This window comes from Brevibacillus sp. NRS-1366 (assembly GCF_050467985.1).
The window spans coordinates 158,677-184,415 of the sequence record NZ_JBITPN010000017.1; the positions used below are offsets into that span (position 1 = coordinate 158,677).

The 25,739-nt window shown below is 47.4% G+C and carries 27 protein-coding genes; 26 read left to right on the plus strand and 1 reads right to left on the minus strand.

Annotated elements, in window-relative coordinates:
• Positions 1 to 41 precede the first annotated feature (41 nt).
• The 13 genes from aroA to ACIFQN_RS09925 all read left to right on the plus strand — a co-directional run bounded on the left by aroA (position 42) and on the right by ACIFQN_RS09925 (position 10,923).
• Positions 42 to 1,322, plus strand: coding sequence for a 3-phosphoshikimate 1-carboxyvinyltransferase (gene aroA, locus ACIFQN_RS09865; protein ID WP_429832849.1), 1,281 nt, complete (start codon positions 42 to 44; stop codon positions 1,320 to 1,322).
• 278 nt (positions 1,323 to 1,600) lie between these two features.
• The gene (locus ACIFQN_RS09870; RefSeq protein WP_429832850.1) at positions 1,601 to 2,722 is read left to right on the plus strand and encodes an amidohydrolase family protein; all 1,122 of its coding nucleotides are present in this window, start codon (positions 1,601 to 1,603) and stop codon (positions 2,720 to 2,722) included.
• A gap of 147 nt (positions 2,723 to 2,869) precedes the next feature.
• Positions 2,870 to 3,460 carry an RNA polymerase sigma factor gene (locus tag ACIFQN_RS09875; RefSeq protein WP_103105232.1) on the plus strand — a complete coding sequence of 197 codons (591 nt, stop codon included), beginning with the start codon at positions 2,870 to 2,872 and terminating at the stop codon, positions 3,458 to 3,460.
• Positions 3,457 to 4,107 (plus strand): zf-HC2 domain-containing protein, encoded by a 651-nt coding sequence (locus ACIFQN_RS09880; RefSeq protein ID WP_429832851.1) that lies wholly within the window; start codon positions 3,457 to 3,459, stop codon positions 4,105 to 4,107. Before ACIFQN_RS09875 ends, ACIFQN_RS09880 begins: the two co-directional genes overlap by 4 nt.
• A gap of 109 nt (positions 4,108 to 4,216) precedes the next feature.
• Positions 4,217 to 5,161 (plus strand): tetratricopeptide repeat protein, encoded by a 945-nt coding sequence (locus tag ACIFQN_RS09885; protein WP_429832852.1) that lies wholly within the window; start codon positions 4,217 to 4,219, stop codon positions 5,159 to 5,161.
• A gap of 132 nt (positions 5,162 to 5,293) precedes the next feature.
• Positions 5,294 to 6,412 (plus strand): hypothetical protein, encoded by a 1,119-nt coding sequence (locus ACIFQN_RS09890; protein WP_429832853.1) that lies wholly within the window; start codon positions 5,294 to 5,296, stop codon positions 6,410 to 6,412.
• A gap of 9 nt (positions 6,413 to 6,421) precedes the next feature.
• On the plus strand, positions 6,422 to 6,637 hold the full coding sequence (locus ACIFQN_RS09895) for an IDEAL domain-containing protein (RefSeq protein ID WP_429832854.1): 216 nt from the start codon (positions 6,422 to 6,424) through the stop codon (positions 6,635 to 6,637).
• 88 nt (positions 6,638 to 6,725) lie between these two features.
• Positions 6,726 to 7,151, plus strand: coding sequence for a DUF2487 family protein (locus tag ACIFQN_RS09900; protein WP_429832855.1), 426 nt, complete (start codon positions 6,726 to 6,728; stop codon positions 7,149 to 7,151).
• Positions 7,152 to 7,372: 221 nt separating this feature from the next.
• Positions 7,373 to 7,891, plus strand: coding sequence for a ubiquinol-cytochrome c reductase iron-sulfur subunit (locus ACIFQN_RS09905; RefSeq protein ID WP_429832856.1), 519 nt, complete (start codon positions 7,373 to 7,375; stop codon positions 7,889 to 7,891).
• Position 7,892: 1 nt separating this feature from the next.
• The gene (gene qcrB, locus ACIFQN_RS09910) at positions 7,893 to 8,564 is read left to right on the plus strand and encodes a menaquinol-cytochrome c reductase cytochrome b subunit (RefSeq protein WP_429832857.1); all 672 of its coding nucleotides are present in this window, start codon (positions 7,893 to 7,895) and stop codon (positions 8,562 to 8,564) included.
• A 30-nt stretch (positions 8,565 to 8,594) separates the two neighbouring features.
• On the plus strand, positions 8,595 to 9,389 hold the full coding sequence (locus tag ACIFQN_RS09915) for a c-type cytochrome (RefSeq protein ID WP_429832858.1): 795 nt from the start codon (positions 8,595 to 8,597) through the stop codon (positions 9,387 to 9,389).
• Between the two features lie 70 nt (positions 9,390 to 9,459).
• Positions 9,460 to 10,059 carry a DUF1405 domain-containing protein gene (locus ACIFQN_RS09920; RefSeq protein WP_429832859.1) on the plus strand — a complete coding sequence of 200 codons (600 nt, stop codon included), beginning with the start codon at positions 9,460 to 9,462 and terminating at the stop codon, positions 10,057 to 10,059.
• A gap of 48 nt (positions 10,060 to 10,107) precedes the next feature.
• Entirely contained in the window at positions 10,108 to 10,923 is an 816-nt protein-coding gene (locus ACIFQN_RS09925; RefSeq protein ID WP_429832860.1) for a sporulation protein YpjB, read from the plus strand.
• Positions 10,924 to 10,989: 66 nt separating this feature from the next.
• On the opposite strand, the gene ACIFQN_RS09930 is transcribed toward ACIFQN_RS09925, so the two are convergent.
• On the minus strand, positions 10,990 to 11,847 hold the full coding sequence (locus ACIFQN_RS09930; RefSeq protein WP_429832861.1) for a YitT family protein: 858 nt from the start codon (positions 11,845 to 11,847) through the stop codon (positions 10,990 to 10,992).
• A 221-nt stretch (positions 11,848 to 12,068) separates the two neighbouring features.
• On the opposite strand from ACIFQN_RS09930, the gene ACIFQN_RS09935 reads away from it, so the two are divergent.
• From ACIFQN_RS09935 to ACIFQN_RS09995, 13 genes are all read left to right on the plus strand, one after another.
• Entirely contained in the window at positions 12,069 to 12,410 is a 342-nt protein-coding gene (locus tag ACIFQN_RS09935; protein WP_429832862.1) for a nucleotide pyrophosphohydrolase, read from the plus strand.
• Positions 12,410 to 13,162 (plus strand): 4-hydroxy-tetrahydrodipicolinate reductase, encoded by a 753-nt coding sequence (gene dapB, locus ACIFQN_RS09940; RefSeq protein ID WP_429832863.1) that lies wholly within the window; start codon positions 12,410 to 12,412, stop codon positions 13,160 to 13,162. The genes ACIFQN_RS09935 and dapB overlap by 1 nt, the downstream gene beginning before the upstream one ends.
• Before the next feature lie 93 nt (positions 13,163 to 13,255).
• Positions 13,256 to 13,666: a methylglyoxal synthase gene (locus ACIFQN_RS09945; protein ID WP_429832864.1), complete on the plus strand. Its 411-nt coding sequence runs from the start codon at positions 13,256 to 13,258 to the stop codon at positions 13,664 to 13,666.
• A complete protein-coding gene (bshB1, locus tag ACIFQN_RS09950) occupies positions 13,663 to 14,358 on the plus strand; it encodes a bacillithiol biosynthesis deacetylase BshB1 (protein ID WP_429832865.1) in 696 nt (231 codons plus the stop codon). Before ACIFQN_RS09945 ends, bshB1 begins: the two co-directional genes overlap by 4 nt.
• A gap of 19 nt (positions 14,359 to 14,377) precedes the next feature.
• Positions 14,378 to 15,505: an N-acetyl-alpha-D-glucosaminyl L-malate synthase BshA gene (gene bshA / locus ACIFQN_RS09955; RefSeq protein WP_429832866.1), complete on the plus strand. Its 1,128-nt coding sequence runs from the start codon at positions 14,378 to 14,380 to the stop codon at positions 15,503 to 15,505.
• Positions 15,506 to 15,641: 136 nt separating this feature from the next.
• Entirely contained in the window at positions 15,642 to 16,865 is a 1,224-nt protein-coding gene (locus tag ACIFQN_RS09960) for a CCA tRNA nucleotidyltransferase (RefSeq protein ID WP_429832867.1), read from the plus strand.
• Entirely contained in the window at positions 16,855 to 17,838 is a 984-nt protein-coding gene (locus ACIFQN_RS09965) for a biotin--[acetyl-CoA-carboxylase] ligase (protein ID WP_429832868.1), read from the plus strand. Before ACIFQN_RS09960 ends, ACIFQN_RS09965 begins: the two co-directional genes overlap by 11 nt.
• 263 nt (positions 17,839 to 18,101) lie before the next feature.
• Positions 18,102 to 18,965 (plus strand): 3-methyl-2-oxobutanoate hydroxymethyltransferase, encoded by an 864-nt coding sequence (gene panB, locus ACIFQN_RS09970; RefSeq protein WP_429832869.1) that lies wholly within the window; start codon positions 18,102 to 18,104, stop codon positions 18,963 to 18,965.
• Positions 18,962 to 19,825 (plus strand): pantoate--beta-alanine ligase, encoded by an 864-nt coding sequence (gene panC, locus ACIFQN_RS09975; RefSeq protein WP_429832870.1) that lies wholly within the window; start codon positions 18,962 to 18,964, stop codon positions 19,823 to 19,825. Before panB ends, panC begins: the two co-directional genes overlap by 4 nt.
• Positions 19,826 to 19,867: 42 nt before the next feature.
• Positions 19,868 to 20,251, plus strand: coding sequence for an aspartate 1-decarboxylase (gene panD, locus ACIFQN_RS09980; RefSeq protein ID WP_429832871.1), 384 nt, complete (start codon positions 19,868 to 19,870; stop codon positions 20,249 to 20,251).
• A gap of 73 nt (positions 20,252 to 20,324) precedes the next feature.
• Positions 20,325 to 21,794, plus strand: coding sequence for a tetratricopeptide repeat protein (locus ACIFQN_RS09985; protein WP_429832872.1), 1,470 nt, complete (start codon positions 20,325 to 20,327; stop codon positions 21,792 to 21,794).
• A gap of 90 nt (positions 21,795 to 21,884) precedes the next feature.
• Positions 21,885 to 24,791, plus strand: a complete 2,907-nt coding sequence (gene dinG / locus ACIFQN_RS09990; RefSeq protein WP_429832873.1) for an ATP-dependent DNA helicase DinG — start codon at positions 21,885 to 21,887, stop codon at positions 24,789 to 24,791.
• Between the two features lie 42 nt (positions 24,792 to 24,833).
• The gene (locus ACIFQN_RS09995) at positions 24,834 to 25,730 is read left to right on the plus strand and encodes a ComEC/Rec2 family competence protein (RefSeq protein WP_429832874.1); all 897 of its coding nucleotides are present in this window, start codon (positions 24,834 to 24,836) and stop codon (positions 25,728 to 25,730) included.
• The last annotated feature ends 9 nt before the right edge of the window (positions 25,731 to 25,739 follow it).

The following is a 25,739-nucleotide window of genomic DNA, read 5'->3' on the forward strand; positions in this document are numbered from 1 at the left end:
GCTTCACAGCATGACTATCGAGGAAAAAGGGGAGTGGAACTGTGCTTCGTGTTAGACAAGCCCAAAAAGTGGAAGGAACCGTCCGTGTTCCTGGAGATAAATCTATATCGCACCGTGCCGTCATGTTTGGCTCTCTCGCAAAGGGAACGACTACAATCGAGGGATTTTTGCCAGGTGCAGACTGCCTCAGCACGATCAGTTGCTTCCGTAGCATGGGGATTGAGATTGAGCAACAAGGCGACAAAGTTACAGTGCATGGAAAAGGCTGGTATGGATTACAGGAACCTTCTGAGCATCTAGAGGTAGGCAATTCAGGCACAACCATCCGCTTGATGGCGGGGATTATGTCGACCCAGCCTTTTCATGTCGTTATGGAGGGGGATGAATCCATTGCGAAAAGACCGATGCGTCGGGTCATCGGGCCACTCCGCCAAATGGGAGCGAAAATAGACGGGCGAAGGGATGGCGAATTTACACCGCTTGCTATCCGGGGAGGCGAATTGCAAGGGATCGCATACCACTCTCCTGTCGCAAGTGCACAAGTAAAGTCGGCAATATTACTGGCAGGCTTGCAAGCAAAAGGCGTCACCAGTGTCACAGAGCCTCATTTGTCCCGTGACCATACAGAGCGCATGCTCCAGGCGTTTGGTGTCCAGGTCGTACGTGATGGATTGACTGTCTCGGTAGAGGGCGGTCAGGAATTGCAAGGACGCGCTATTTCAGTGCCAGGCGATATCTCTTCTGCGGCTTTCTTGATTGCGGCTGTCATGATGGTACCAGGCAGCAAGCTTTTGATTGAAAACGTAGGAATCAACCCGAGCCGTACCGGCATCATTGATGTGGTGAGAGCGATGGGGGGAAGCCTGGAGCTGGTGAATGAACGAATCGTCAATGAAGAACCAGTAGCTGACCTGTTGGTAACCCATTCCGAGCTGCACGGGGTTGAGATCGCAGGCGATATCATTCCGCGCTTGATCGACGAGATTCCAGTTATCGCAGTGATAGCAACGCAGGCAAAAGGGCGTACAGTCATTCGTGACGCAGAGGAATTAAAGGTAAAAGAGACGGATCGGATTGCTACGGTAGTCAGTCAGTTATCCAAATTCGGGGCAAAAGTAACACCAACCGATGATGGTATGATTATCGAAGGGGAGACTTCTTTGAAGGCGGCAGTTATTGATAGTCACGGAGATCATCGAATCGGAATGGCTATGGCGGTCGCTGGCCTTGCTGCTCTCGGTGAAACAGTGATTGAAAATGATGATGCGATTGCTGTATCGTTCCCAGGCTTCGCCGAATTACTCCAGCAGATCAGCAAATAAACAGGACAAACCCCCGCACATCACGATGCGGGGTTTGTCATTCATAAGGGATACTTTTTTTAGCAAAAATGATTTGACAAGCGCTTACATTCCGTTTATTATAAAACTACAGTATGGTTTCTCTCCACTCCTATCCAATATAATAAAGCACACATGTGCTACCGTCGTTTGAATGCGCTTACAATCAACGACGGTCTTTTTTTTGTACTTTTTTCCTAGTTTGTGCATAAGCTCGTACAAATCAGGTTCTCGATGCTGGATCGGGAGGGGGACGAGCGATGTCTCAACAAGGGATGGTTATTCGCGGGGGAACAATCGTTACATCACACGGAATCAAGCAAGCAGATATTTGGATTTCACAGGGTAAGATTATTCGAATAGCCAAAGACACCTTGTTGAAAACAACGAAAACGACTTCTTTTTACGAAATAGACGCTACGGATATGTATCTCTTACCTGGATTTGTAGCGATGCCTGATCAGTCCTTGTACAAAATACGCGAGCTAGAGCCGTACATAGATGCGATCCGTTCTTTGGTACGTATGGGCTGTACAAGCCTTGTCGAGACCTTTTACCCAGATCGCTGGATGAACCGATCTCAGATCAACTTTCAGCAGACCCAACATTTTAATAGTCTGGTCGATTATAATTGGCATGTCGGGCTGGATGCTTCCGAACTGCGTGGACAAGAGATCTGTGAGTGGAATAGGAGAGGGTATTCTGCTATTCACATTTCGATTCGCAGCGCAGAAGAAATTTCCAGCCTAAATTGGGAAACGATTTCCGGACTTCATACGTCATATAAGACGATCTTACATTTACACATACCGACAGAGACGTTTAGTAAAAAAGAACAGAGGGATCTGATCGTTCAACGGTGGCTAGAAGCCACGAGTTACTGGAAGCTGCGCACAGTGCTACCTGATCCCGCGTTTCTATTTGATGCAAAGGAGTATGATCCGTACTATCACATTTTTAGACTGAACAAGGAGTGGACAGCTCGAGCGATGCGTCACATGTATCGGCAATGGTTTGATACATGGCCTGTCGCAGCACCTCTGCATGAAGTCCGCTGCGATTATCGCAGGAGATGGTGCACCCCTGAAGAATTACTCTGCGTATTGGTTCGGCTTTCATCGACAAATGTAGCCAAGGCCGTCGGATTGTATCCCCAAAAAGGATGCTTGACATTAGGAGCAGATGCGGATATTGTTTTCCTAAAAAAGGAAAACTGGTTGACAAAGCAGGATCTTTCCACTATTCTCAATTTTAGTGAAATATTTCTTCCAACTTCTGTTATGTCGAATGGTAAGTGGATTTATCGAAACGACGAGTTTCTCCCTACGATTGGGATGGGCAGGTGTCTTCGAGATAGCAAGCCCTACACATATGTCATTTAACCCCATGTTTGGGGGTTTTTTCGTGAAGGATTCATGGAAAAAAACGAGAAAAGTATGGTACAATCGCGCAACTTTTTACATCCCTGGCAGTCTAATTATTCAAAAGGCTGCTGAGGGATCGGAATCGCTAAGGAGGTAATCCTGGTCATGACCGATTCCCAGCTTATCCGAGAGATTAAAGAAGGTAATCTGGAATGCTATGCTGAACTGATTCGTCGATATGAAAAAAAGATCCTCTCATTTGTTACACATTTATTGCGTCAGGCACATTTAGAGCATATTGCTGAGGATATCTGTCAGGAGACGTTTTACAAGGCGTATAAAAGCATTCATTCTTTCCGCGATGTAGAAGCAACATTTTCTACCTGGCTCTATACGATTGCTCGTAACTCAGTGCTCAGTGAATTACGCAAAAGTCGCAACTCTGACGTATATTTGGACGACACCCTTCAGGTACCTATGGCATCCCCGAAAACATTGCCAGAGCAGGTTTTATTACGTAATGAACGGGAGAGCATGGTTAGACTGGCGATTAACAGCTTGCCGGAAAAACAGCGCTCAGCCTTGATCCTGCGAGAGTACGAACAGATGGATTACACCGAGATCGCCACCATTTTAGATTTGACGGTCAGCTCAGTGAAGTCCCTCCTGTTTCGAGCGCGACAAAGTATTAGAGGACAGCTAGAAACCTACATCCTGGACCCTCATTTGGATGAAGCTGAAGGGATGAACCGATGATGAAATGTGAAGAAGTTCAGGAAATTCTGCCTGAATACGCCGATAATCTGTTGCCTGAAGTGACGAGGCGCCGTGTTGACAATCATATGGCAACATGTTACGCCTGTCGTGCCGATTACGAGATGTGGTCGGACAGCGGTGAGTGGATGGAGACGCATAAGGAAGAGTATCACTCTGTGACGCCTTCTCGCTCTATTGTAGACGCTGTGATGGCCCGAATCCTTTCTGAGGAGAAGTGGGCAATTCCAATCGGACGTAAAATATTTAGCGTAACAGCCAGAATGAGACGTATTGGTGCGAGTGTAGCTGTCCTGTTGTTGATGTTGTTTACTTTTACGTTATATGTAAATACGAGTACAACTGAGCAAGCGAACTCATTCATTATTGACGGAGAAATTATGGCGATGAATACACAGAAGGCACAGGTGATTTCATCTTCCATGCAATCGGACGACGGTACATATGTAGTAGAGGCTGGGCAGCTTTCTTCAAAGGAAGAACCCCTCGCCAATGCTACGGCCTCCATTGTACCGCTCGATGGAAAGCCAAGCAGCACTGATTTAGCAAAACCGAATTACAGTATCGTACTCAGTGTATTTGGTATCCTTGTAACAGTTCTTACAATGAGCTGGCTTACACGGGCATAATGGTATATCATCATTAGTAAAGACAAAAGACCGTCTCCGGACGGTCTTTTGTGGCTCTCTATCGGAGGAGAGCCACACATGCGACAAATACATATGAGGTGAACAAGAAATGCCGAAGAAGTGGCTGTATGTCATAGACGAAGCAATTAAACGAATCGAAAACGATGAAGTGGAACTGGGATTGACCGCTTTGCAAAAAGTACAAGAGCATGGAAAGGATTTACCAGATGTCATGATGTACCTGGCTGAGGTTTGGTACCGTTTAGGGCATTTGGACGAGGCGGTGCGTCTCCTGACTGATGTCATGGAAAAGAACCCGGGGATGGAGCGTTCTTTACGTCTGGAATGTCAAATGCTGCTGGCTGAGATTGCGCTGGATTCAAGTGACTTCGAGACTGCACAGCACCTGCTATATGAATGCAAGGAGTCGGGGTACGAAAGTATTCAATTGGACTTGCTCCTGGCCGATTTGTATGCACTGCAGGAATTAGATGAAGTGGCAGTAAAGTATTTGGAACAGGCGCGGCAGAAAGAACCAGATAATCAAGACATTCTGGCTGCTCTGGGCAATCTGTACTTTCGAATCGGGGAAGATGACGAGGCGATGAAACTATTGGAGCAGGCGGGAGAAGAGAGTCTTGCGCTGCTTTTGACCAAAGGACGTTCGCTCGCCCAAAGCGGTCAATTTGAGCAGGCTTACCAGTTGTACCGCCAGGCGCTTGTACTGGATCGTTCACCGGAAGTGTTATTTGGAAGTGCGCTCATGGCCTTTCATGTAGGACGTTTGGACGAAGCCGTAGAGTTGGTAAAGAGCCTGCAAGCACTTGATGAAGAATACGTGGCTGCATATCCACTAGCCGCGGATGTGTATCTATCCATGGGCAAAACGGAAGAAGCGATTGATTCGCTAAAACAGTACGTTTCTTTATCCGGTTTTGATCTGGATCAAATACGCCGATTGATCGCCCTGTTGACACAGGCTGGACGATATGATGAAGCCAAGGAATACCAGCATTTGCACGATCAATGGAATGATGAAAAGGAAGAAGCGTAAGAGATAGGATCAAAACCAATCAAATAGAAAAAAGACAAACAGGAAGTCACTCTGGTGGCTTCCTGTTTATTTTTCCGCATTTTGGCAAGAATGAGGGATACAAGTAAGCCATCGTAAAGAAGGGATGCACAGATGAACTTGGCTGAGATCTTGGTGTATACCGATATCCGGCAGCTCCATCAGATTGCCAACCATTACGGATGCGAATGCAACCCTCATTCCAAAAATGAACTAATCACGTCACTGCTGTCCAGCTTGCGGCACCGGTTGACAATCTCGGCAGAAATAGAACAACTGACGAAGGAAGAAACGCATTTTTTGTTGCTACTGTTCCTCGATAAGCGAACAGTCTTGTCGCTGGAGGATCTCTTAGCAAAAGCCGGCATGACCCTGGAAAATCAGAAAGAAAAGAAACAAGAAGAAGCAAGGCGGTACATAGCACAAGCGATGAGGCGAGGCTGGATTTTTCCGGCGAAAAGCAAGACGGTGGGGCAGTATCAGATTCCATTAGATATTCGCGAGCCTTATTTACAAGCATGGCTGGAAAAGTGGCGGAATAAAAACGAATTGGTTATACAAGGTCCAGAGGCATACCGCGATGAAGGAACAGCTCTCTGCGACGATATCATGCAATTTTTACGATTCCTTTCACAGGAGCCAGTGCCACTTACTGCAGAGGGAGGGATGTATAAGCGTCATCAACAGCAGCTCTTTCAATTTCTGCATGTCAAAGAAGAGCCGTTATTACCACAAAAATGGCGCTTTGGGTACGGGCTGCACTTTGATTTGTACCCAGATCGATTTTCCCTGTTGTATGATTTCTGCTATTTCCATAAATGGATTGAAGAAAGGGACAGTAGGGTTTCCCTTACCGAGTCGGGTAGTGAACGTCTGGTATCCTCCTACGGCGACCAGCTCTATCATGATCTGATCCGTTTTTGGATGCGGCTGTACAAGCGGGCGATCCCTAATCTACCGATGTTGGTCCAACTCCTCCCGCTGATAGCGTCTGGTGGATGGGTGCATCAAGGGGCTCTATTGGAAACACTGCAGTTCTGGATCAAGGAGTTTTACTACGATTCTCCCTCAGACATCCTGGTGAATCGCGTGTGCAAGATGATGGTGCATCTGGGACTTCTCAGAGTAGGCCAAGACGATCAAGAGCAGTGGTTGTACACAGCCACCTATGCAAGCCAGACTTGGCTTCGAAAATATAATGGTTTTACTGAAACGACTATTTTATTGAAGTGAGGGATGGGTATGGAGTGGCCAAATTTCTATTCCAACGCGTACGGAACGAACAATCAAATGGTATCCGGTTTACTGTCAGAGATGGTAATTGACGAACAGATGAGGCAATATCGCAAACGGACGCTATATCAAGAAATCGATGGAGCCTTGGCTGAGAAAAACAAGGAATTGTTTTTACGGCTGACAGATGAATTGAAAGAGATTATGGCTTACGAACAAGCGTAATCGTCCAATCAAGCGTAATATTGCGTGTTTCCTCAGATTCATGGTACGCTAGTTTCCAGAATCTACACGGTAAAGAGGAGACGACCCTATGCAGTGGAATATGAACGAATTTGAAAACTGGGAGGAGCTGCGGTCCTTTGTGGATACCGCACTGCTCCCTCTTTATTTGTACCGTTCCGGTTTTTCGGTAGAAGAGCATGTACTTCGCACCAATTATTTGTTGAATGTGGCTGCAGCGATTGAGCAGCGCTTAAAAGGCAGAATCCTCCTGTTTCCCTTAAGCTATCAATTTGCCGAGGAACAACCTGCCCAAAGAACACCTGAAGATTTTGCTTATAAAGTACTTCTACACTTTCGCGGAGATCGCATTCGACCGGCTGAAGAGGGAGGGGGAGGAGTCATCACGTTGCCCGTTGGAGAGGAGGATCTCGATTTTTCACTCCGCTTCGAGGTCACCATAGATGTTTTGTATAAGGAAGTGATTCGTCTTTGGCAGAAAAAGAGGAATCAATAGAGTAAGCGGTTTCTGGTAATACTACAGAAAAACGACAGATACAAGTTGCTATTTTTGACAAAATGGCAACAATCACTTCACTATCATGGATTGGGCTTCGACATGTCTATTGGACATTCTTGACAACTAATTGGGCGTTAGCTATGATTGGGATTGACCTAGTGTATATGTGTGAAAACGCCATCGTTGCGCTATTTTTCAGGATAAGGAGGGAAAAAGAGATGGGAGACAAACGCGAAATTTCCAGACGTACATTTTTAAACTACGCACTGATGGGAACTGGCGGGTTCCTTGCTGCGGGAATGATTACCCCAATGATTCGATTTGCGGTTGACCCACTACTGCAAGGACATGCAGGTGGAGATTCAGTCGCTGTTGGCAGTCCGGACGAGTTCGGCGCTGAACCAAAGCGCGTTGAATTTAAGGTCCATACCAAGGACGGTTGGTATGAATCAGAATCGACTATGTCTGCATGGGTTACCAAGAATGAAAAGGGTGAGATTCTCGCTCTGTCCCCGATCTGTAAACACCTGGGCTGTACAGTAAACTGGAACGAAAGTCCTGATCACCCAAATCAGTATTTCTGTCCATGCCACTTGGGTCGTTACTCGATCAACGGTGAACACATATTGGGAACACCGCCGACGGCATCTCTTGATGAGTATGAAACAGAAGTAAAAGACGGAAAATTGTATTTGGGTAAAGTTAAAGCAAATCCTCGCCCGGGGGTGAACGGCTAAAATGTTACAAAAAATGTATGATTGGGTCGATGAACGCCTGAACATCACTCCGATGTGGCGTGACTTGGCCGACCACGAAGTACCTGAGCACGTGAACCCGGCACATCATTTTTCTGCTTTCGTTTACTGCTTTGGTGGACTAACGTTCTTTATTACCGTTATTCAAATCTTGTCTGGTATGTTTTTGACGATGTATTACGTTCCAGACATCATCAACGCCTATGAATCCGTTAAATATCTGCAAAACGAAGTAGCCTTCGGGGTAATCGTTCGCGGTATGCATCACTGGGGCGCGAGCTTGGTCATCGTTATGATGTTCCTACATACGTTACGTGTTTTCTTTACAGGTGCATACAAAAAACCTCGTGAGTTGAACTGGGTAGTCGGCATGCTGATTTTCTTCGTTATGCTGGGTCTTGGTTTCACAGGTTATCTGCTCCCATGGGATAACACCGCTTACTTTGCCACAAAAGTAGGTCTGGAGATCGCAAACTCCGTTCCATTCATTGGTCCTTATGTAAAAATGTTGCTCACGGGTGGAGATATCGTAGGGGCACAAACCCTATCTCGTTTCTTCGCGATTCACGTATTCTTCCTCCCAGGCGCTCTCTTGGGTCTGTTGGGAGCTCACTTTGTAATGATCCGTTCCCAAGGTATCTCGGGTCCACTATAATCGGTCTTCGATAAATAAGGAGGAATTAGCATGGCAAAACAAGATAAAGATGCTACCTTCGTCGGAGATTCCCGAGTATCGGCGAAGCGTATCCCTAACATTTCTCCAGCCTACTCTGACTACCCAGGGAAAAATGAGCCGTTCTGGCCTAACTTCCTGTTGAAAGAGTGGATGGTGGCAGCTGTTTGCTTGGTCGGGTTCCTCATTTTGACGGTTTCTCATCCGTCACCTTTGACTGACAAAGCAAACCCGAATGATACGTCATTCGTTCCGTTGCCAGACTGGTACTTCCTGTTCCTGTATCAAATGCTGAAATATCCTTGGGCTGCTGGAGATTGGGTAGTCCTTGGTACAATCATCATCCCTGGTATTGCATTCGGCGCCTTGATGCTGGCTCCTTGGTTGGATACTAGCAAAGACCGTCGTCCTAGCAAGCGCCCGGTAGCAACTGGATTGATGTTGACTGCTCTTGTAGGCGTTTTCTATCTGACTTGGGCAGCAGACCATGAGCATTCACTTAATCATTCTGCCAACAAAGGCGGAAGTGCTGGTGGTGGAGGGTCCAGTGCGGCTGCACCTGCACCTGCGGATTCCAGCTTTACAGCAGATGCTCTATGGAAAGCTCAGACAAGCTGCATGGGTTGCCACGGAAAAGACATGGAGGGCGGGATGGGTCCTAACCTCCAAAAAATCGGTGAAAAATACGATGCAACGCAGATTGCTGATATCATCAAGAATGGTAAGCCCCCTGCTATGCCTGGCGGTATGATCAAAGATGATGCAGAAATCGCAAAGCTGGCTGAATACATGGCGAGCTTGAAATAAGCTAGTAGAGAAAAAGCTGACGAGTGGTCAGCTTTTTCTTTAGCGGCGTACACAGCGGGAGACGATATACATGATCTGGATATGGGAGTGGTTTAGGCAATCATTGGGGAAAAGATGGTTTCTTTGGACGCTGTTTGTTGTAAACCTGCTGGGAACTATATACGGATTTATCTGGTATGGCGACCAACTGGCACAATCTCCAGCGTTCTTGCGTCCTTTCGTCCCGGACAGCCCGACAGGTAGCGGACTTTTTACGTTGGTACTCCTCACCTATTTGTTGGGTCGCCACATTCCTGTACTGGAAGCCCTGGCTGGCATCACCAATTTTAAGTATGGTGTCTGGGCAGTCTGTATTATTTTGGCTGGCTGGATGATGGGTAATGAAGTACGTTGGACGGACGTGATGTTGATCATCTCTCATACAGGCATGGCAGCAGAATCAGTCCTGTATGCACGCTTTTACAAACTGAGTATCCTGCCAGTAGGAATCGCTGCGCTGTGGACTCTGAATAATGACTTTTTGGATTATGTCATGAAAAGCCATCCATGGTTGCCAAGCGTGCTTGATCCATACGAAGGATTTGTAGGTCTGTTTACGGTGCTGCTCAGCTTGATTTCCATCTCCGTCATTTGGCTCGTTAACATGAAGCATACGATAAACAAGGTCTAATCTTGTCCTCCTTTCCATACGATGTAAAAGGGAAGGAGGTTTTTTGCGTTGAAGAAAAACATCCGATTTTTGCTGTTTTTCCTGTTGATTGGTTTGTTTTTATCGTGGCCGATTCACAATCTTTATTCCAAGCTGGATCAACCAATAGAGAAAAAGCAATTAGCCGCACTGGATCAAATTGCACACGAGCTATTAACGTACGCGAAAAAAGGTGACCTGGAGGGGGCGCAGCAGCGAATTGTTGAACTTGCAGAGAGATTCCCTAATCAGCATTTGCCTGTTCCGATTCGGATTGAAAGTCTCAATGCGGTCACACAGTCCATTTTAGCGGCTAAAAAAAGCTTTGCTTCGACAAATGTGAGTGAACAACAATTGCTCTGGCATGCAACGCAAGTTCGTGTGGCCATCGATGCTCTCACGCACATGAACCAGCCGATGTGGCGTAGCTATTATCCTTCCCTGGCGACACAAGTGCAAAATTTGCAGCAATCGGCTGTTGAAAGAAATTTCTTTCAGTTCCGTGAACAGTTTGATGAAAACTATCGTTTGTTTTTAGCGATTAAGCCAGCCATGAGCATTCAGCTTCCCGAAGAGCAAATGACTTCGATTGCGACTGCTTATGATGTGATTTACAAAGAGATGAGAAATACCAAAATGGATTGGCAACTCGTGCGAGAAGCATTGCGCGATCTGAATGGCTCTATGCAATTGGCTTTTGTGGGGGAAGAGAAGAGTACATTTGCCCGGCTGATGATGCGTCCGGATTCGCCGATGCTCATGATTCTGTCCATTGCTATCTCCTTGCTTATTGCCTTGTCGTATGTGGCTTGGAGAAAATACGATGGAGAGATTCGCTCTGCTTAAAAAACAATGAAAACGAAAAAACCTTGCCATTCGTTAAAACGGCAAGGTTTTTATTTGGTTTCGAAACTAATCGTGAAGAGGCTTCTTGTTTTCGTCAAAGGTGAAGCCTTCTCCGAGGACCTCATGGACGTCGTTCACGATGACGAAGGCATGGGGGTCTATTTCTTGGACGATATTTTTAAAGCGCATTACTTCGTTTCGACTGACGACCACGTAAATTACTTTCTTTTCTTCCCCCGAATAGGCGCCCTTTCCTGCCAATAGGGTGACGCCCCGACCGAGATCAAGAATTTGACTGGAGATGTCCTCAGCGTGATTGGAAATGATGGTTAATGCTTTTCCGGCATACGCACCGTCCTGGAAGAAATCGATGACGCGGGCTGCGATAAAGACGACAACCAGGGTATACATCGCACTTTCCAAATTGAGGTAGATCAAGGAAGCGCCAATGACCAGAATATCTCCTAAAAACAACGTTCTTCCCATGCTTACACCCATATACTTTTGCAGCAGGCGAGCGATGATATCGACGCCGCCAGTGGTACCGCCATAGCGAAAGATGATTCCCAATCCTACACCGACAGCCACACCTGCATATAAAGAAGCGAGCAAGCGGTCTTGCATAGGGAGAAGGAGAACACCGTCAAAGACCGACAAAAAGATAGAGAGCGAAACCGTGCCTAACATGGTATAAAAAAAGGAGGTGCGGCCAAGAATTTTCCAGCCTAGAAAAAATAACGGTATGTTCAGAGCGAAAAAGACAATACCCTGATCCACAACGGGAAACAGCAGTTTGAGCAAAATACTAATACCTGTGATTCCACCCTCGGCGAGATGGTTGGGAATGTTGAACGCATTGATGCCAAATCCCATAATGGCTGAACCGATAATGATGGCGATGATGCTTTTCATACGTAGATTCATAATGTCCTCCTGTTCGCCAACCGGAATACATACATAGCCGATCGACCTGAGATGCAGGTAAAGCAGTTAGGTAGAAATAAAGTCATACGAAAGCCATTATAAATGAACGTTTCTTACATTGTCCATATGTTGGAAAGCGAAGCTTTGAAATTTGGCAAACGCAGCCTTTTCGGGTACGATAGGTGATAGAGAAAAGTAAGAGAAGGAAAAGGAGTGACCCGATGGAACGGCAAAAAACCATCCAGGAAATGCAGCAAGAAGTAGACCAGTACATATCGCAATTCAAGGAAGGTTATTTTTCACCGCTGTCAATGTTGGCCAGAATGACGGAAGAAGTAGGAGAGCTGGCTAGAGAGATCAACCATTTTTACGGTGAAAAACCAAAGAAAAAGGACGAGGGTGAAAAAACAGTCGAGGAAGAGCTCGGAGACGTGCTTTTCATCGTCATTTGTTTTGCCAATTCCCTCGGGATAGAATTGCAAGAAGCGTTTGATCGTATTATGCACAAATTTAACACTCGCGATAAAGATCGCTGGACGAGAATAGAGGAGAATCAATCATAATGGATAAGCAAATTCGTGTAGCGGTTGCCGGTGCGCATGGCCGAATGGGCCAAGAGGTTGTAAAAATGCTGGGCGCAGATGCACAGCTTCTTTTTACTGGAAATTTGGATACGCGTGTCGATGATACTGCGATCATCGCTCAGCTAGAAGAGATGAAGCCTGATGTGCTCGTTGATTTTACCACGCCGCACAGTGTGTATCGTCACATGGAGCTTTGCTTGAAGCATGGCGTAAGACCTGTGGTTGGAACAACAGGACTGACACCGGAACAACTTCAAGAAATGACAATTCGTTACAAAGAAGCGGGCTTGGGAGGCATTATCGCACCGAACTTTGCAATAGGTGCGATTCTCTGTATGAAATTTTCTGCGATGACTGCCAAGTACATGCCTCATGTGGAAATCATCGAGCTGCACCATGATCGCAAGCTGGATGCACCAAGTGGAACAGCATTAAAAACAGCCGAGATGATCGCTGCTGTCCGTGAGGAAATCAAGCAGGGCCATCCAGAAGAAGTAGAAACGATCCAGGGTGCACGAGGTGCAGATTACGCAGGGTTCCGAATCCATAGTGTGCGTCTTCCAGGAATGGTTGCTCACCAGGAAGTGCTCTTTGGTGCGACAGGTCAAACATTGTCTATTCGTCATGACTCGATCAACCGGGAATCGTTTATGCCTGGAGTGAACATGGCAATCAAAGCGGTCATGAATATCAACGGATTGATTTACGGTCTAGAACATTTGATTGATTAAACGTTTGATTAACGAAAGCAGACGAAAGCAGATGAAGATGCTCCAAAAATCGGCACTTAGCAAACTCTAATGGAGAATAGGGGAGAGGTTTGCGTGAAAATTGCTTTAATAGCCCACGATCGAATGAAGGAAGAGATTGTCCAGCTGGCAACGGCCTATGAAACGATTTTGGCGGAACATGAGCTGTTTGCTACTGGTACGACTGGGACACGAATTATGACCGCCACTTCACTGCAGCTTACACGCTTCTTGTCTGGTCCTCTCGGAGGGGACCAGCAGATCGGTGCGATGATTGCTCGTAATGAGATGGATTTGATCATCTTTTTACGCGACCCGCTTACTTCCCAGCCGCACGAACCTGATATCATTGCGTTGATTCGCCTCTGCGATGTTCACAAGATCCCTGTTGCTACCAATCTTGGCTCGGCAGAAATTATGCTAAAGGCCCTTGAGCGTGGCGAATTCGGATGGCGTGATGTAGTACATAAGGAGAATGAGGCATGAGTTCACTCGATATATTAGCAATTGGTGCTCACCCTGATGATGTAGAAATCGGTGCGGCTGGCAGTCTCCTACTGGCCGCGAAGCGTGGTGAGCGTGTGGCAATATTGGATTTGACATACGCAGAGCTCTCCTCCAACGGAAATGTAGAGAGGCGTCAGCAGGAAGCGGCCGCTGCCGACAAACTCATCGGAGTGGTGGAACGCTTCAATTTTGGATTGCCGGATCGTGGGCTGGAAGCGATCAGAGAAGTGGCGATCAATCGTGTTGTTGACCTGATTCGTCAGATGCGTCCGCGTATAGTGCTGGCGCCTTACTTTTCAGATCGGCATCCTGATCATGAGAGTGTCAGCCGAATCGTTCGGGAAGCTGTCTTTAACTCAGGGATCCGAAAATATGAGACGGAGTCTTCCATGGCTGCTTACCGGCCCGAGCAATTGCTTTACTATTTTATTAATTCAACGGTAACTCCTCAAGTAGTAGTGGATGTTACTGCCATTTACCCGGAAAAAATGGATGTGCTTCGCTGCTACCGAAGTCAGTTTGAACTGGAAGAAGGCAGCGTGCATACGCCGCTTACCAACGGGTATTTAGAGATGGTGGAGTATCGCGAGCGTTTGTTTGGAAGTCAAGCAGGCGTAGCCTTTGCAGAAGGCTTTGTGAGTGCCTCCCCATATGTATTGGCCAACCTGTAAGAAGGAGTGACACCCAGGAATGAACATCGGGATTACGTGCTACCCCTCATTAGGTGGGTCCGGCGTTGTTGCGACAGAATTGGGTAAATTATTGGCGGAACGGGGCCATCAGGTACATTTTATTACAGGCGGGATGCCGTTTCGGTTGGGTGCGTTTCACCCTAACATTTTTTATCATGAAGTAGAAGTAAATAATTATGATGTATTTAAATATCCTCCTTATGATTTGACCTTGGCGAATCGTATGGCACAAGTGGCAAAGAATGAAAAGCTGGATTTATTACATGTTCATTATGCAGTACCGCATGCCCTGTGCGCCTTTTTGGCCAAGCAAATGGTAGGGGATCATTTAAAGATTGTAACGACACTGCATGGAACCGACATTACCGTTTTGGGCTACGATTCCAATTTAAGCGACATGATTCGATTTGGAATTGAGCGAAGTGATGTTGTTACGGCCGTTTCGAAAGATTTGATTCGCCAGACAAACGAGCTACTTCATGTAGAAAAAGAGATTGTCCCTATCTACAACTTTGTGGACAAACGCCGCTATTTTCCAAAAGAAGTAAGCAAGCTAAAAAAAGTATTTGCACCAAACGGCGAGAAAATTCTCATGCATATCTCCAATTTCCGTCCTGTAAAACGTGTCCCTGATGTCATCGACATTTTTGCAAAGGTCCGGGAAGAAGTTCCTGCCAGATTGATTCTGATCGGAGAAGGACCAGAAATGGGAGTCGTTCGAAAAATGATTGCCGAGCAGGGCTTGACCGATGAAGTCTGTTTCCTTGGTAAACAGGAGGACGTGGCCGAAGTGCTCTCCATGGCAGATATCATGCTGCTGCCGTCTGAGAAGGAAAGCTTCGGCCTCGTTGCTTTGGAAGCGATGGCATGCGGTGTACCTGTGGTGGCGACTGTCGCCGGTGGTTTGCCTGAGGTTGTCTTGGACGGTGTCTGCGGTTTTTTGCGCCCAATTGGGGACGTAGAAGGGATGGCAAAGGAAGCCATTCGACTCCTGCAAAATGACGAGTTGTATCAAGCGTTTTCCAAAAACAGCATCGAGCGTTCTTGCACGACTTTTTGCCACGATACGATTGCTTCACAGTACGAGGCACTCTACGAACAACTCCTGAGTGGCGCGAGAAGCTAAAACATTAGGGACGATGAAAGTTCCCTTTTACCAACTGAAGAGCTTTGGATACAAAAATGAACAGTCCATATAGAAATTTCAACGGTGTCGCCTCCTTATTTTCATAAGCGGACGGCGAGGAGGGGAGGGAGCAGGAATGGTTATCGAACTGGCGAATCGTGTGCTGGCAACATTAGAGGAGAATGGCTTCGAAGCTTATTTTGTTGGGGGCTGCGTCCGCGACTGGCTGCTGAAAAGACCGGTGCACGATATAGATATATGTACGAATGCCCATCCTGGCGACGTTATCCTCCTATTTCCCGACCATGTACCGACCGGATTGAAGCATGGGACGGTTTCTGTGAAAATGGGGAAACATTTATTTGAGGTAACGACGTATCGGACGGAAGGAAAATACGAAGATTACCGCAGGCCGGTTGAAGTCCAGTTTGTATCGGAACTGCGCCTTGATTTGGAACGGCGAGACTTTACGATGAATGCAATGGCAATGGATCGCAATAAAAGCCTACAGGACCCTTTTTGTGGTCAGGAGGACTTGGCTGCACAGCTTGTTCGGGCCGTAGGCAATGCACGCGAACGTTTCCAGGAGGATGCCTTGCGTTTGCTGCGCGGTGTACGATTCGCGGCACAGCTTGGCTTTTCTATTGAAAAAGACACATTGACAGCGATGAAAGAGACGGCTCCCTTGCTGTCGTATATTGCGGTCGAACGTGTACGCGAAGAACTGAACAAGACGCTTGACAGCCAAGGTGTTCAAATCGGTTGTCAATTGCTTTACGAGACCGGCCTTCTTGATTTTTCACCCGGATTGAAACGATTGTTTCGCCAATCGCTTACGGAGTCATGGAGGCTGACCAAGCTTTTAACCGTTTCGCAAAAATGGTCGTTGCTGATGTTCGCAGCTGGATTTACGCCCGTCGATGCTAAAGAAGTGTGTAGCTTTCTGCGAATGTCGAAACGTGATACCGAAACGATTATTGGTTTTGTAAGGCTTCTGCAGCAGCTTCATCTCGATTGGGATGCACCCAAAACTATTGAGTGGGGGCCTCTTCTACTGGAGGAGGGCTGGGAAACCTGTCAGGGACTTGCTCTCTTGTTGCAAGCCTCTTGGTCGAACTCACCTACTAATCAGCTTATACAAGAACTGGTCAAAGTGTATGAGAGAATGCCTGTGAAAAACATCAAGGAACTAGCTGTAACAGGACTGGATCTGCAGATCGTTCTGAAAAAAAAACCTGGCGAGTGGATCGTTCAGGTTTTAAAGGCGCTTCTGTTTGAAACGGCATTGCGTGGATTGCCAAATACGCCTGAAGCCTTGATCGAGGTAGCAAAGAAAGAGGTTGCAGATAATGAACATTAAACAGGTGATACTGCAAGCGTTTCGTGATCATCCGGGGCGCTTCATTTCCGGAGAAGAATTGAGCCAGACATGCGGATGTTCCAGAACTGCCGTGTGGAAACACATAGAAGAGCTTCGCCGTGATGGCTACGAGGTGGAGGCAGTCCGTAAGTCAGGATATCGTCTGCTGGTGGCCCCTGATCGACTATCTGCAGCGGAGATCATGGCTGGATTGGAAACAGAGAGGATCGGACAGCATGTATTTGCTCACGATGAGGTCGTCTCTACACAGCCTTTGGCTCACGAGGCTGCTGCCAAAGGAGCACCTGAAGGTACGCTTGTCCTGGCCGAACAGCAGACAGGTGGAAAGGGGAGGCTCGGTAGGCCGTGGCACTCACCCAAGGGAACAGGGATCTGGATGAGTCTGATCGTTCGTCCTGCGATACCACTGCCTAAAACACCTCAGATGACCTTGTTGACAGCAGTAACGATGGCAAGAACTATTCGGGCAGAGACAGGCATCCCGGTTAAAATCAAATGGCCCAATGACCTCTTTATTGGAGACAAAAAGGTATGTGGAATTTTGACGGAGCTTAACGCAGAGGCTGACCGCGTCAATTATTTGATTATCGGCATTGGATTAAATGCAAACACCGTGGAGGCGGATTTCCCGGCGGAACTGTCTCACGTAGCGACTTCTCTGCGGATCGGTTCAGGTGTAGTAGTCAAGCGAGTCGCGTTCATCCAGCAGTTCTGCCGTAACTTTGAAGAAGAGTATGACCACTTTTTACGGCATGGCTTCCAGCGGGTAAAAGCAGAGTGGGAGAAGCACTCCTATTCGATAGGACGATGGGTGAGCGTACAGACTATCTCACAATCGTTTGAAGGACGAGCTGTTGGTTTGGACGAGGAAGGTGTTCTCATGGTAGAGGACCGCTCGGGCAACATTCACAAAGTGTACTCGGCTGATGTCAATTATCGTGCAAATGAGTGAATCTTTTGCTATACTCCAATTGATGGAGACCGTATCACAACTGTGAACGGTACTTCTGGAGTATTTTTTGGACTTATGGTGTATAGCTAATTGAATAAGTGTATGGACAAAAATCTGCTCAGAGCCTGTGTGGACCGAGACAGAAGGATTCCGTAAAGACGCAAGATGTCTCTTTGGCATGGACAACCTTCTCCCGATTCTGGCGAGAAGGTTTTATTTTTCCATACGATCCACAGGCTAGGTGCGTACGGGGAGAAATGAAAATGGCAAATGCAGGTAAGCAAGTGACAACCGCAGACATTCGTAAGAAAAAAGAAGCAGGCACACCGATTACAATGATGACTGCGTATGATTTTCCATCCGCCAAACTCGTGGAGGAAGCAGGAGTGGACATGATTCTCGTTGGAGATTCACTTGGCATGGTTGTGCTAGGATACGACTCGACACTTCCGGTCACGATGGAAGACATGATCCACCATACAAAAGCAGTTACAAGAGCGGCGAAGCGAGCCTTTGTCGTAGCGGACATGCCGTTTTTGAGCTATCACGGGACTCTTGCAGAAGCCGTAAAAAATGCAGGACGACTGATGCAAGAAGGTCTGGCCAAAGCCGTTAAGATGGAGGGTGGCCGTGAACTCGCCCCAATCATTACACGTTGTGTTCAGGCTGGCATCCCTGTAGTCGGACATATCGGCTTGACCCCTCAAGCGGTACATCAGTTAGGTGGCTATAAAGTACAAGGACGCAGCTTGGAAGCAGCGAAACAAATGCTGGAAGAAGCACTTGCCATCCAGGAAGCAGGCGCATTTGCCATTGTACTGGAGTGTGTGCCAGAAGAAGTGACCGCGATGATTGCATCCAAATTAGAGATTCCCGTGATTGGCATTGGAGCTGGAGCTTTGTGTGACGGACAAGTTCTCGTGTTTCACGATGTAGTCGGTTATGCATCCCAACTGACCCCCAAGTTTGTTAAACGCTATGCAGAAGCAGGGGAGTCGATTCGCGAGGCAGTCGCTTCCTACGTCAAGGAGGTAGAAGCAAGGAGCTTCCCTGCTGCTGAGCACGTCTTTCACGCGTCGGATGAGACCATTAAACACCTGTACGGGGAAGGGGTGGGTCAAAAATGATTCAAACAATGCAGCAGATAGCCACAATTGCCAAAATGCGCACTCACATAAATGAAGCAAGACGTCAAGGAAAGCGAATCGGTATCGTACCCACGATGGGATTTTTGCATGAAGGTCATCTCAGTCTGGTCAAGGCCGCACGTGAGAAGTGTGATTTGATCGTAATGAGTATTTTCGTGAATCCTTTGCAGTTTGGTCCGAATGAAGATTTCGAGCGTTATCCAAGGAATATCGAGCGAGACCGTGAAATGGCAGCCTCAGCGGGTGTAGATCTGCTGTTTACACCGGAAGTAAGTGAGATGTATCCGAAACCGATTTTGACCAACATTTCGGTTGCAAATGTCACAGCTCCTTTGTGCGGTGCCTCCCGTCCTGGACATTTCGACGGAGTAGCTACTGTGGTTACAAAGTTATTTCAAATTGTTCAGCCAGACTATGCTTTCTTCGGTCAAAAAGACGCGCAACAAGTCGCTGTGATAACCCAAATGGTACATGATTTGTCTATGCCGGTGCAAATTGTGCCTTGTCCGATTATTCGTGAGGCTGACGGTCTTGCCATGAGTTCACGCAATGTTTACTTGTCGCAGGAAGAGCGTACGCAGGCTCTCGTTTTGTCTCAAAGTTTAAAGCTTGCAGAGACCTGGCTCGATGAAGGTATAGCCTTGGTTGAGATCAAAGATCGCTTGATCCAAAAGATTACGGAAATGCCGCTTGCTTCCATTGACTACGTAGAGATTCTTCGCTTTCCGAATCTCGAACCTGTAGAACAAGAAGTGGCAGGACAAGCTATTATTATTGCTCTTGCTGTGAAATTCGGCAAAACGCGGTTGATCGACAATCTGATTACCGAAATCCGCTGAAAAATCGAATGCAACTACGAGAAACAAGGGGAGGAATTACTCGTGCTGCGCACAATGATGAAAGCAAAAATCCATCGTGCTACCGTGACTGAAGCCAATCTTAACTACGTCGGCAGCATCACGATTGATAAAAATCTGTTAGATGCTTTGGATATTTTGCCAAATGAAAAAGTTCAAATCGTCAACAACAACAACGGTGCCAGACTTGAAACATACGTAATCGAAGGAGCGCCTGGCAGCGGTGTGATTTGTCTTAACGGCGCAGCAGCCAGGTTAGTGCAAGAAGGCGATATTGTCATCATTATTGCCTATGCGATGATGTCAGATGAAGAAGCACGAACATACAAGCCGCGAGTTGCCATTATGGACGAGAAAAATCAAATCATACAGTTGATTGCGGAAGAAGTACACGCAACGATTTTGTAATCTACTTTTGCATAGAGCCACCTACCTTGTGAGACAATGAGAGTACTCACGCCTCATAGGGGGTGGCTTTTGCGTGAAAATAGAAGACTGGTTCCAAACGTTGCGCCGAAAAGCTGAATCCATTGAAGAAAAATGGTCAGATGCCACAGAACAAGAAAGGCTGCAAATGGCTGATCAACTGTTTCATCTGCGTCAAGTAAGCGATACGGTTGTAGATCTTTGGTTACAATTTGAAGAACGGCTGTCCAATACGATTCGTCATATTAAGCAGTTGGAGGGTCAGCTCCCTGAAGAGCAAAAAGAAGAACAGACAACACAGGCGAAACCTTCTCCTGGTACTGTCTCAGCTAAGGCGACTTTCAAAAAAGAGGCGTCAGCAAGTACCAAGGACGAGAGTAAACATGGTGATGGAAATACGTATGAACCGATGTTCCGTAAAGGCGAAGGATTTTATCACCTGCGGATGTATCAGGACGCCAAAAAATGCTTTGCTGCATTGGTGAACGAATCGCCTGACTGGGAAAGCGGTCGCTTGTATTATGCGTATAGTCTTTTGTTTTGCGAGGAACCTGAGACGGCATTGCGGGAGTTTCGGCTGCTGAGTCGATCAGCTAGTTCTCCAGCAGTGGTAGCCATCAGCTACAACGCCATTGGCTGCATCCTGGCAGAAGAAGAACAATGGCTTGAGGCTGCCCAAGCCTTTAGGGCGTCATTGGAAATAAAATCCGACCAAATCGAAGCAAAATACAACCTGGCGCTCTGTTATCTCATAGATGGCGATGCCAGGGAAGCATTGGATGAAATTGAGGCTTACCTAGAGAAAAATGAACATGATTGGGAAGCCCAAATGCTGTGGCTGCGAGCTGCACAACTGCTGCAAGCGATGGATGACACGATTGAACTGGTAGCACCAGAATCGTTGCGCCTTCCTTCACGTGATTTGGATAGTGAGACACTGCAAGAAATGGCATCCCTGTATGAATCCGTTGGAAATTATCACCGTGCACAAATTTGCTATCACTTTTTGACAGAGCGGTCTCCAAAAGAAGGCTGGACGTGGCACGGACTGGCTTGGAACACATGGCTCATCGCGGGGACGAAGCGGGCTTTGACGCTTTTAAAAAAAGCGATCAGTTTATCCCCGAGCAATGACGATTTTACTTTTAGTTACGGGTGGATGCTTCTGTTTGACGGGAAAGTGGAGCAAGCTGTAGCTGCTTTTCGCAGCATGCTGGAGAAAAACAGGGAAAATCGTCTGGGCCAGTCTGGAATGATATCCGCTTATGAAAAGATGGGTGACATCCAGGAAGCGAAGCGTATCGCAAGACAGTTTACCGCAGATGAACAGCCGTACATCCGTTCCCTTGGCTTTTTTCATCTGGGCAGACTTGCGTTGGTGGAAGAGAACTGGCGCTTGGCAGAGCAATATTTCCAGCGGACTCTTCCGCATGCTAACCAGTTTCGAGAGATCCCGATTTATCTGCAATTGTGTGCCACCAAATTGGGCGAACATGAATCACCCAGTGAGCTTTTGCAGCCATAAATGTATGTGGGAGCAGGAGAATCCCTTTCATTGCCGAATGTGAAAGGGTGCGGATAACAGTATCCGCCCAGGTTACGAGGTGACATACGTTTGAAACGATTACTTGTAGTAGACTTCGAGACAACAGGGAGCCATCCGCGTCAGGGAGACAGTATCATTCAGATCGGAGCCGTAGCGATTGATGATGGGCAGATAACAGATAGCTTCTCTACCTTGATCAACCCCGGACAGGAAATCTCATCATTTATTACGCAATTAACAGGGATTACGAACGAAATGGTGGCCGACGCTCCTTCTCTGGAAGAAGTGTTTCCCCGTTTCTTGCGCATGTTAGATGGACGAACTTTTGTTGCGCATAATGCCAGCTTTGATCTCCAATTTTTGCAAGAAGCCCTGCTGAGCCAGGGCTATTATGCATTTGATGGCTATGTACTCGACACGGTGGAGCTCTCGCGTGTTCTATTGCCGATGCAAAACAGCTATCGGCTGGGAGAATTGGCTTCTGAGCTGGAAATTGAACATGATAACCCTCATCAAGCGGATAGCGATGCACTGGCGACAGCTCAGCTATATTTGCACCTGCTGGATATTTTGCAGCAATTGCCGTTGGTTACGATTCAGAGACTGCAGATGCTGGTTTCTTCCTTCCGCTCGGACATTGATGTTCTTTTGCGGCAGATGGAAATGGAAAAGCTCACAGCACTTCCTGAGCTAGGCGATGAGTCAGCAGATACTGGCGAACCTTCGGGGTTGTGGGACATCTATCGGCAGTTAGCACTCAAAAAGCGTGAAGACAAGCTCATACCTTCCTTTCAGCGACCTGTGTACGAGGCAACGGTCGATAAAGCTTTTGTGGACAGGTTGGAGGACGTAATGGGTGAACAGGGAAGCATGCAGGCAAATATTTCTGGGTATCAGCGCCGGGATGCACAGGAAGCAATGATGCATGCTGTATTTGAGGCTATGCAGGAAGGCTCCCATCTCCTGGTAGAAGCGGGTACAGGTACTGGGAAATCGTTGGCTTATCTATTGCCAGGGATTATTTGGTCGAGGGAGAACCGAGAGCAATTGGTGATCAGTACAAATACGATCCAACTGCAGGAGCAGCTGTTGCACAAGGAAATTGCTACGCTACAACAATCTCTGCCGTTCTCTTTTACCGCTTCTACGCTAAAAGGAAGAGGGAACTATCTGTGTCTTCGCAAGTTGGAGCAGACACTAGAGGAGCCGGTTGAGGGGAGCAGTCAGGAGATGCGCCTGGTAAAAGGCCAAATGCTGACCTGGCTGACCCAAACCAGTACGGGCGATGTTGAGGAGTTAAGCATGCCGCCTACCGGCCAGTTATTTTGGCAGCAGGTAAAAAGTGATACGGGCTCTTGTTTGAATAGAGCATGTCCTTGGTTTAGCCGCTGCTATTATTTCCAGGCCAAAGAGCGAGCAAAAGATGCGGACGTACTCATCGTCAACCATGCCCTACTGATCAGTGACCTGCAAGCCGAGAATCGGATTCTGCCTCCGTATGAAGTGGCTATCATTGATGAGGCACATCATCTAGAAGACGCCGCAACCCAACATCTAGGCAAGCAATTTACGACGACACAGCTTCTCTTTCTGTTGGACCGGGCTTCTGTCGAAGAGGGTGGCGTGGTACCGCGATATGCAGAAGAATTGCAAAGCTGGTTGCCATCCGTGCACGAGGCCGTGACAGAACAGGTGGATGAGCTGCAAAAGCTTTTACCTGCCCTTCGTGACAAGGCCCAGCAATGGACACAGCTCCTGTATACGTGGGCTTCAGATCGAGCAGAAGAAACAACGGATGCCGGACGAGAAACGGTCCGTTATCGCGTAGAGTCTTTTTCAGGCAAGCATGAAAAGATCCGGAAGAACACAAAAAAGCTCATTGATACCATGACCTCTTTTGCAGCTTGTTTGGATCGTCTCATAGTGACGGTACCATCTGATGAGAAGCCTCCTTTTGCCGTGCGCAGCCTCCGGACCGATCTGCAAGGGCTTGTGAATGAATGGCAGAAAGTAACAGAGCTCGTTCATTTCTTTTTGGTGGAACAAGATCCGCAGTACGTCTACTGGATGGAGGTGGAGTCGCGCGCAGCACGGAAACAGGTACATCTGTCTGCGGCGCTTTTAAAGGTAGCAGATTCTCTCGCACAACCATTATTTGCTCAAAAGCGCAGTATGATTCTAACATCCGCGACTTTGACGGTGAAAAACAGCTTTTCGTATATTAAGAGTCGATTCGGTCTGGATCAGTTGCCAGAGGAACGAGTGCGCACATTGTCCCTCCCATCTTCTTTTGCGTACGATGAACAGGGCTTGCTGCTTATTCCAGCAGACTTCCCTGCTCCCGCGAAAGAAAATGACCATGCCTATCTCGAAGCGATTATTCAAGGGTGCTTGGATGTAGTACTGGCGACGAAGGGAAGGACGCTCATCCTGTTCACATCACACTCTATGCTACGGATGGTTTATCATGCCCTGAAAGAGAAATTAGCCGATGCTCCTGATTCCTACACATTGTTTGGGCATGGGATTGATAGCAACAACCGGAGCAAGCTGGTTCGCTTGTTCCAGAGCATGGAGAGAAGTGTGCTGCTTGGAACGAGCAGTTTTTGGGAAGGTGTGGACATCCCCGGAGATTCACTCAGCAGTCTTGTGATCGTGCGCTTGCCATTTACACCACCGAACCATCCGGTGTATCAAGGGCGGGCAGACCTTTTGAAGGCAGAGGGGAAAAATCCCTTTATGTCCATGGCGCTGCCGCAAGCGGTGATTTTGTTCAAACAAGGAGTTGGTAGGCTGATTCGTCATCACTTGGATCGCGGCGTAGTCGTCGTTTTTGACACGCGCGTCGTTGAGTCAAGATATGGTCGAGCATTTTTGCAATCACTCCCGCCGTATCAGATCGAAAGTGGCCCATGGCCGACCCTTCGAGAGCGTATTGAACCATTCCTTAGTATGCAATCCCTGCCAGATTCATAAAATGAAAGCAATAGTCTAGCAGAGATTTAGGTGATAAAATAAATGTTATGGAAAAAAGCGTGGCGCTGGTTGCTGCTGGTTTTTTGTGTGATTCTGCTCTCCAGCTGTTCGATTGACAGCCATATGCAGGAAGCGGTAAAAGTGGAGGATCCTTACGAAAGTGAAACCGAACAGGACTTTTCCGGGCTCGTGATCTCTTATTGGGCATTGCCTCATGGGGAAAGCACGCTGGTCCGATTGCCGCACGGAAAAACCATGTTGATAGACACGGGCACCGCTGAAGACTGGTCGGTTTTGTCCGAGCGCTTAGCCGAGCAAAAGCTGACGCGCTTGGATTATCTGGTACTGACGAACGATTTGCCTGAACATGTAGGGGGATTCTCTTTTTTGACCGAGCAGATTTTGGTGGATACCGTGATTTTGCCCAAATTAACGCAAGAGACGATTCGTCGAGAGACAAAGCTTCGCAATGCCCAGAAACAATTAGCTGTTGAAACGAATCAAGTGCTTGCATTGGATGAAGAGGTTTCCATGCACGTCTTGCTTCCAGATGAGCCTTTGTTTTTATCACCCCAGAACAATTCACTCGTTTTTCGCTTGCAACACGGCGATTTGCGGTTTTTGTTTACCAGTGGAGTAAACGAAAAAGCAGAAGAGCGACTGCTCGGACGACATGCAGACCAGCTTAAGGCTGAGGTACTGAAAGTCGGAGATGAAGGCAGCAACCAAGGATCTTCTCAGCCATTTCTCACGGCTGTTGATCCGCAGGTAGCGATTATCCAGACAGGGAAACCCCGCGATAAGATGAAAGACGGCCAAACGGAAGTGCTCGAGCGCTTGGGCGAGTCGTGGGCGGAAACCTACATGACAAGTCGGGATGGGTCAATCACGATATTATCAAATGGAAAAGATTATCGTGTTTTGAAGCAAAAGAAATAAGGGGGGAAG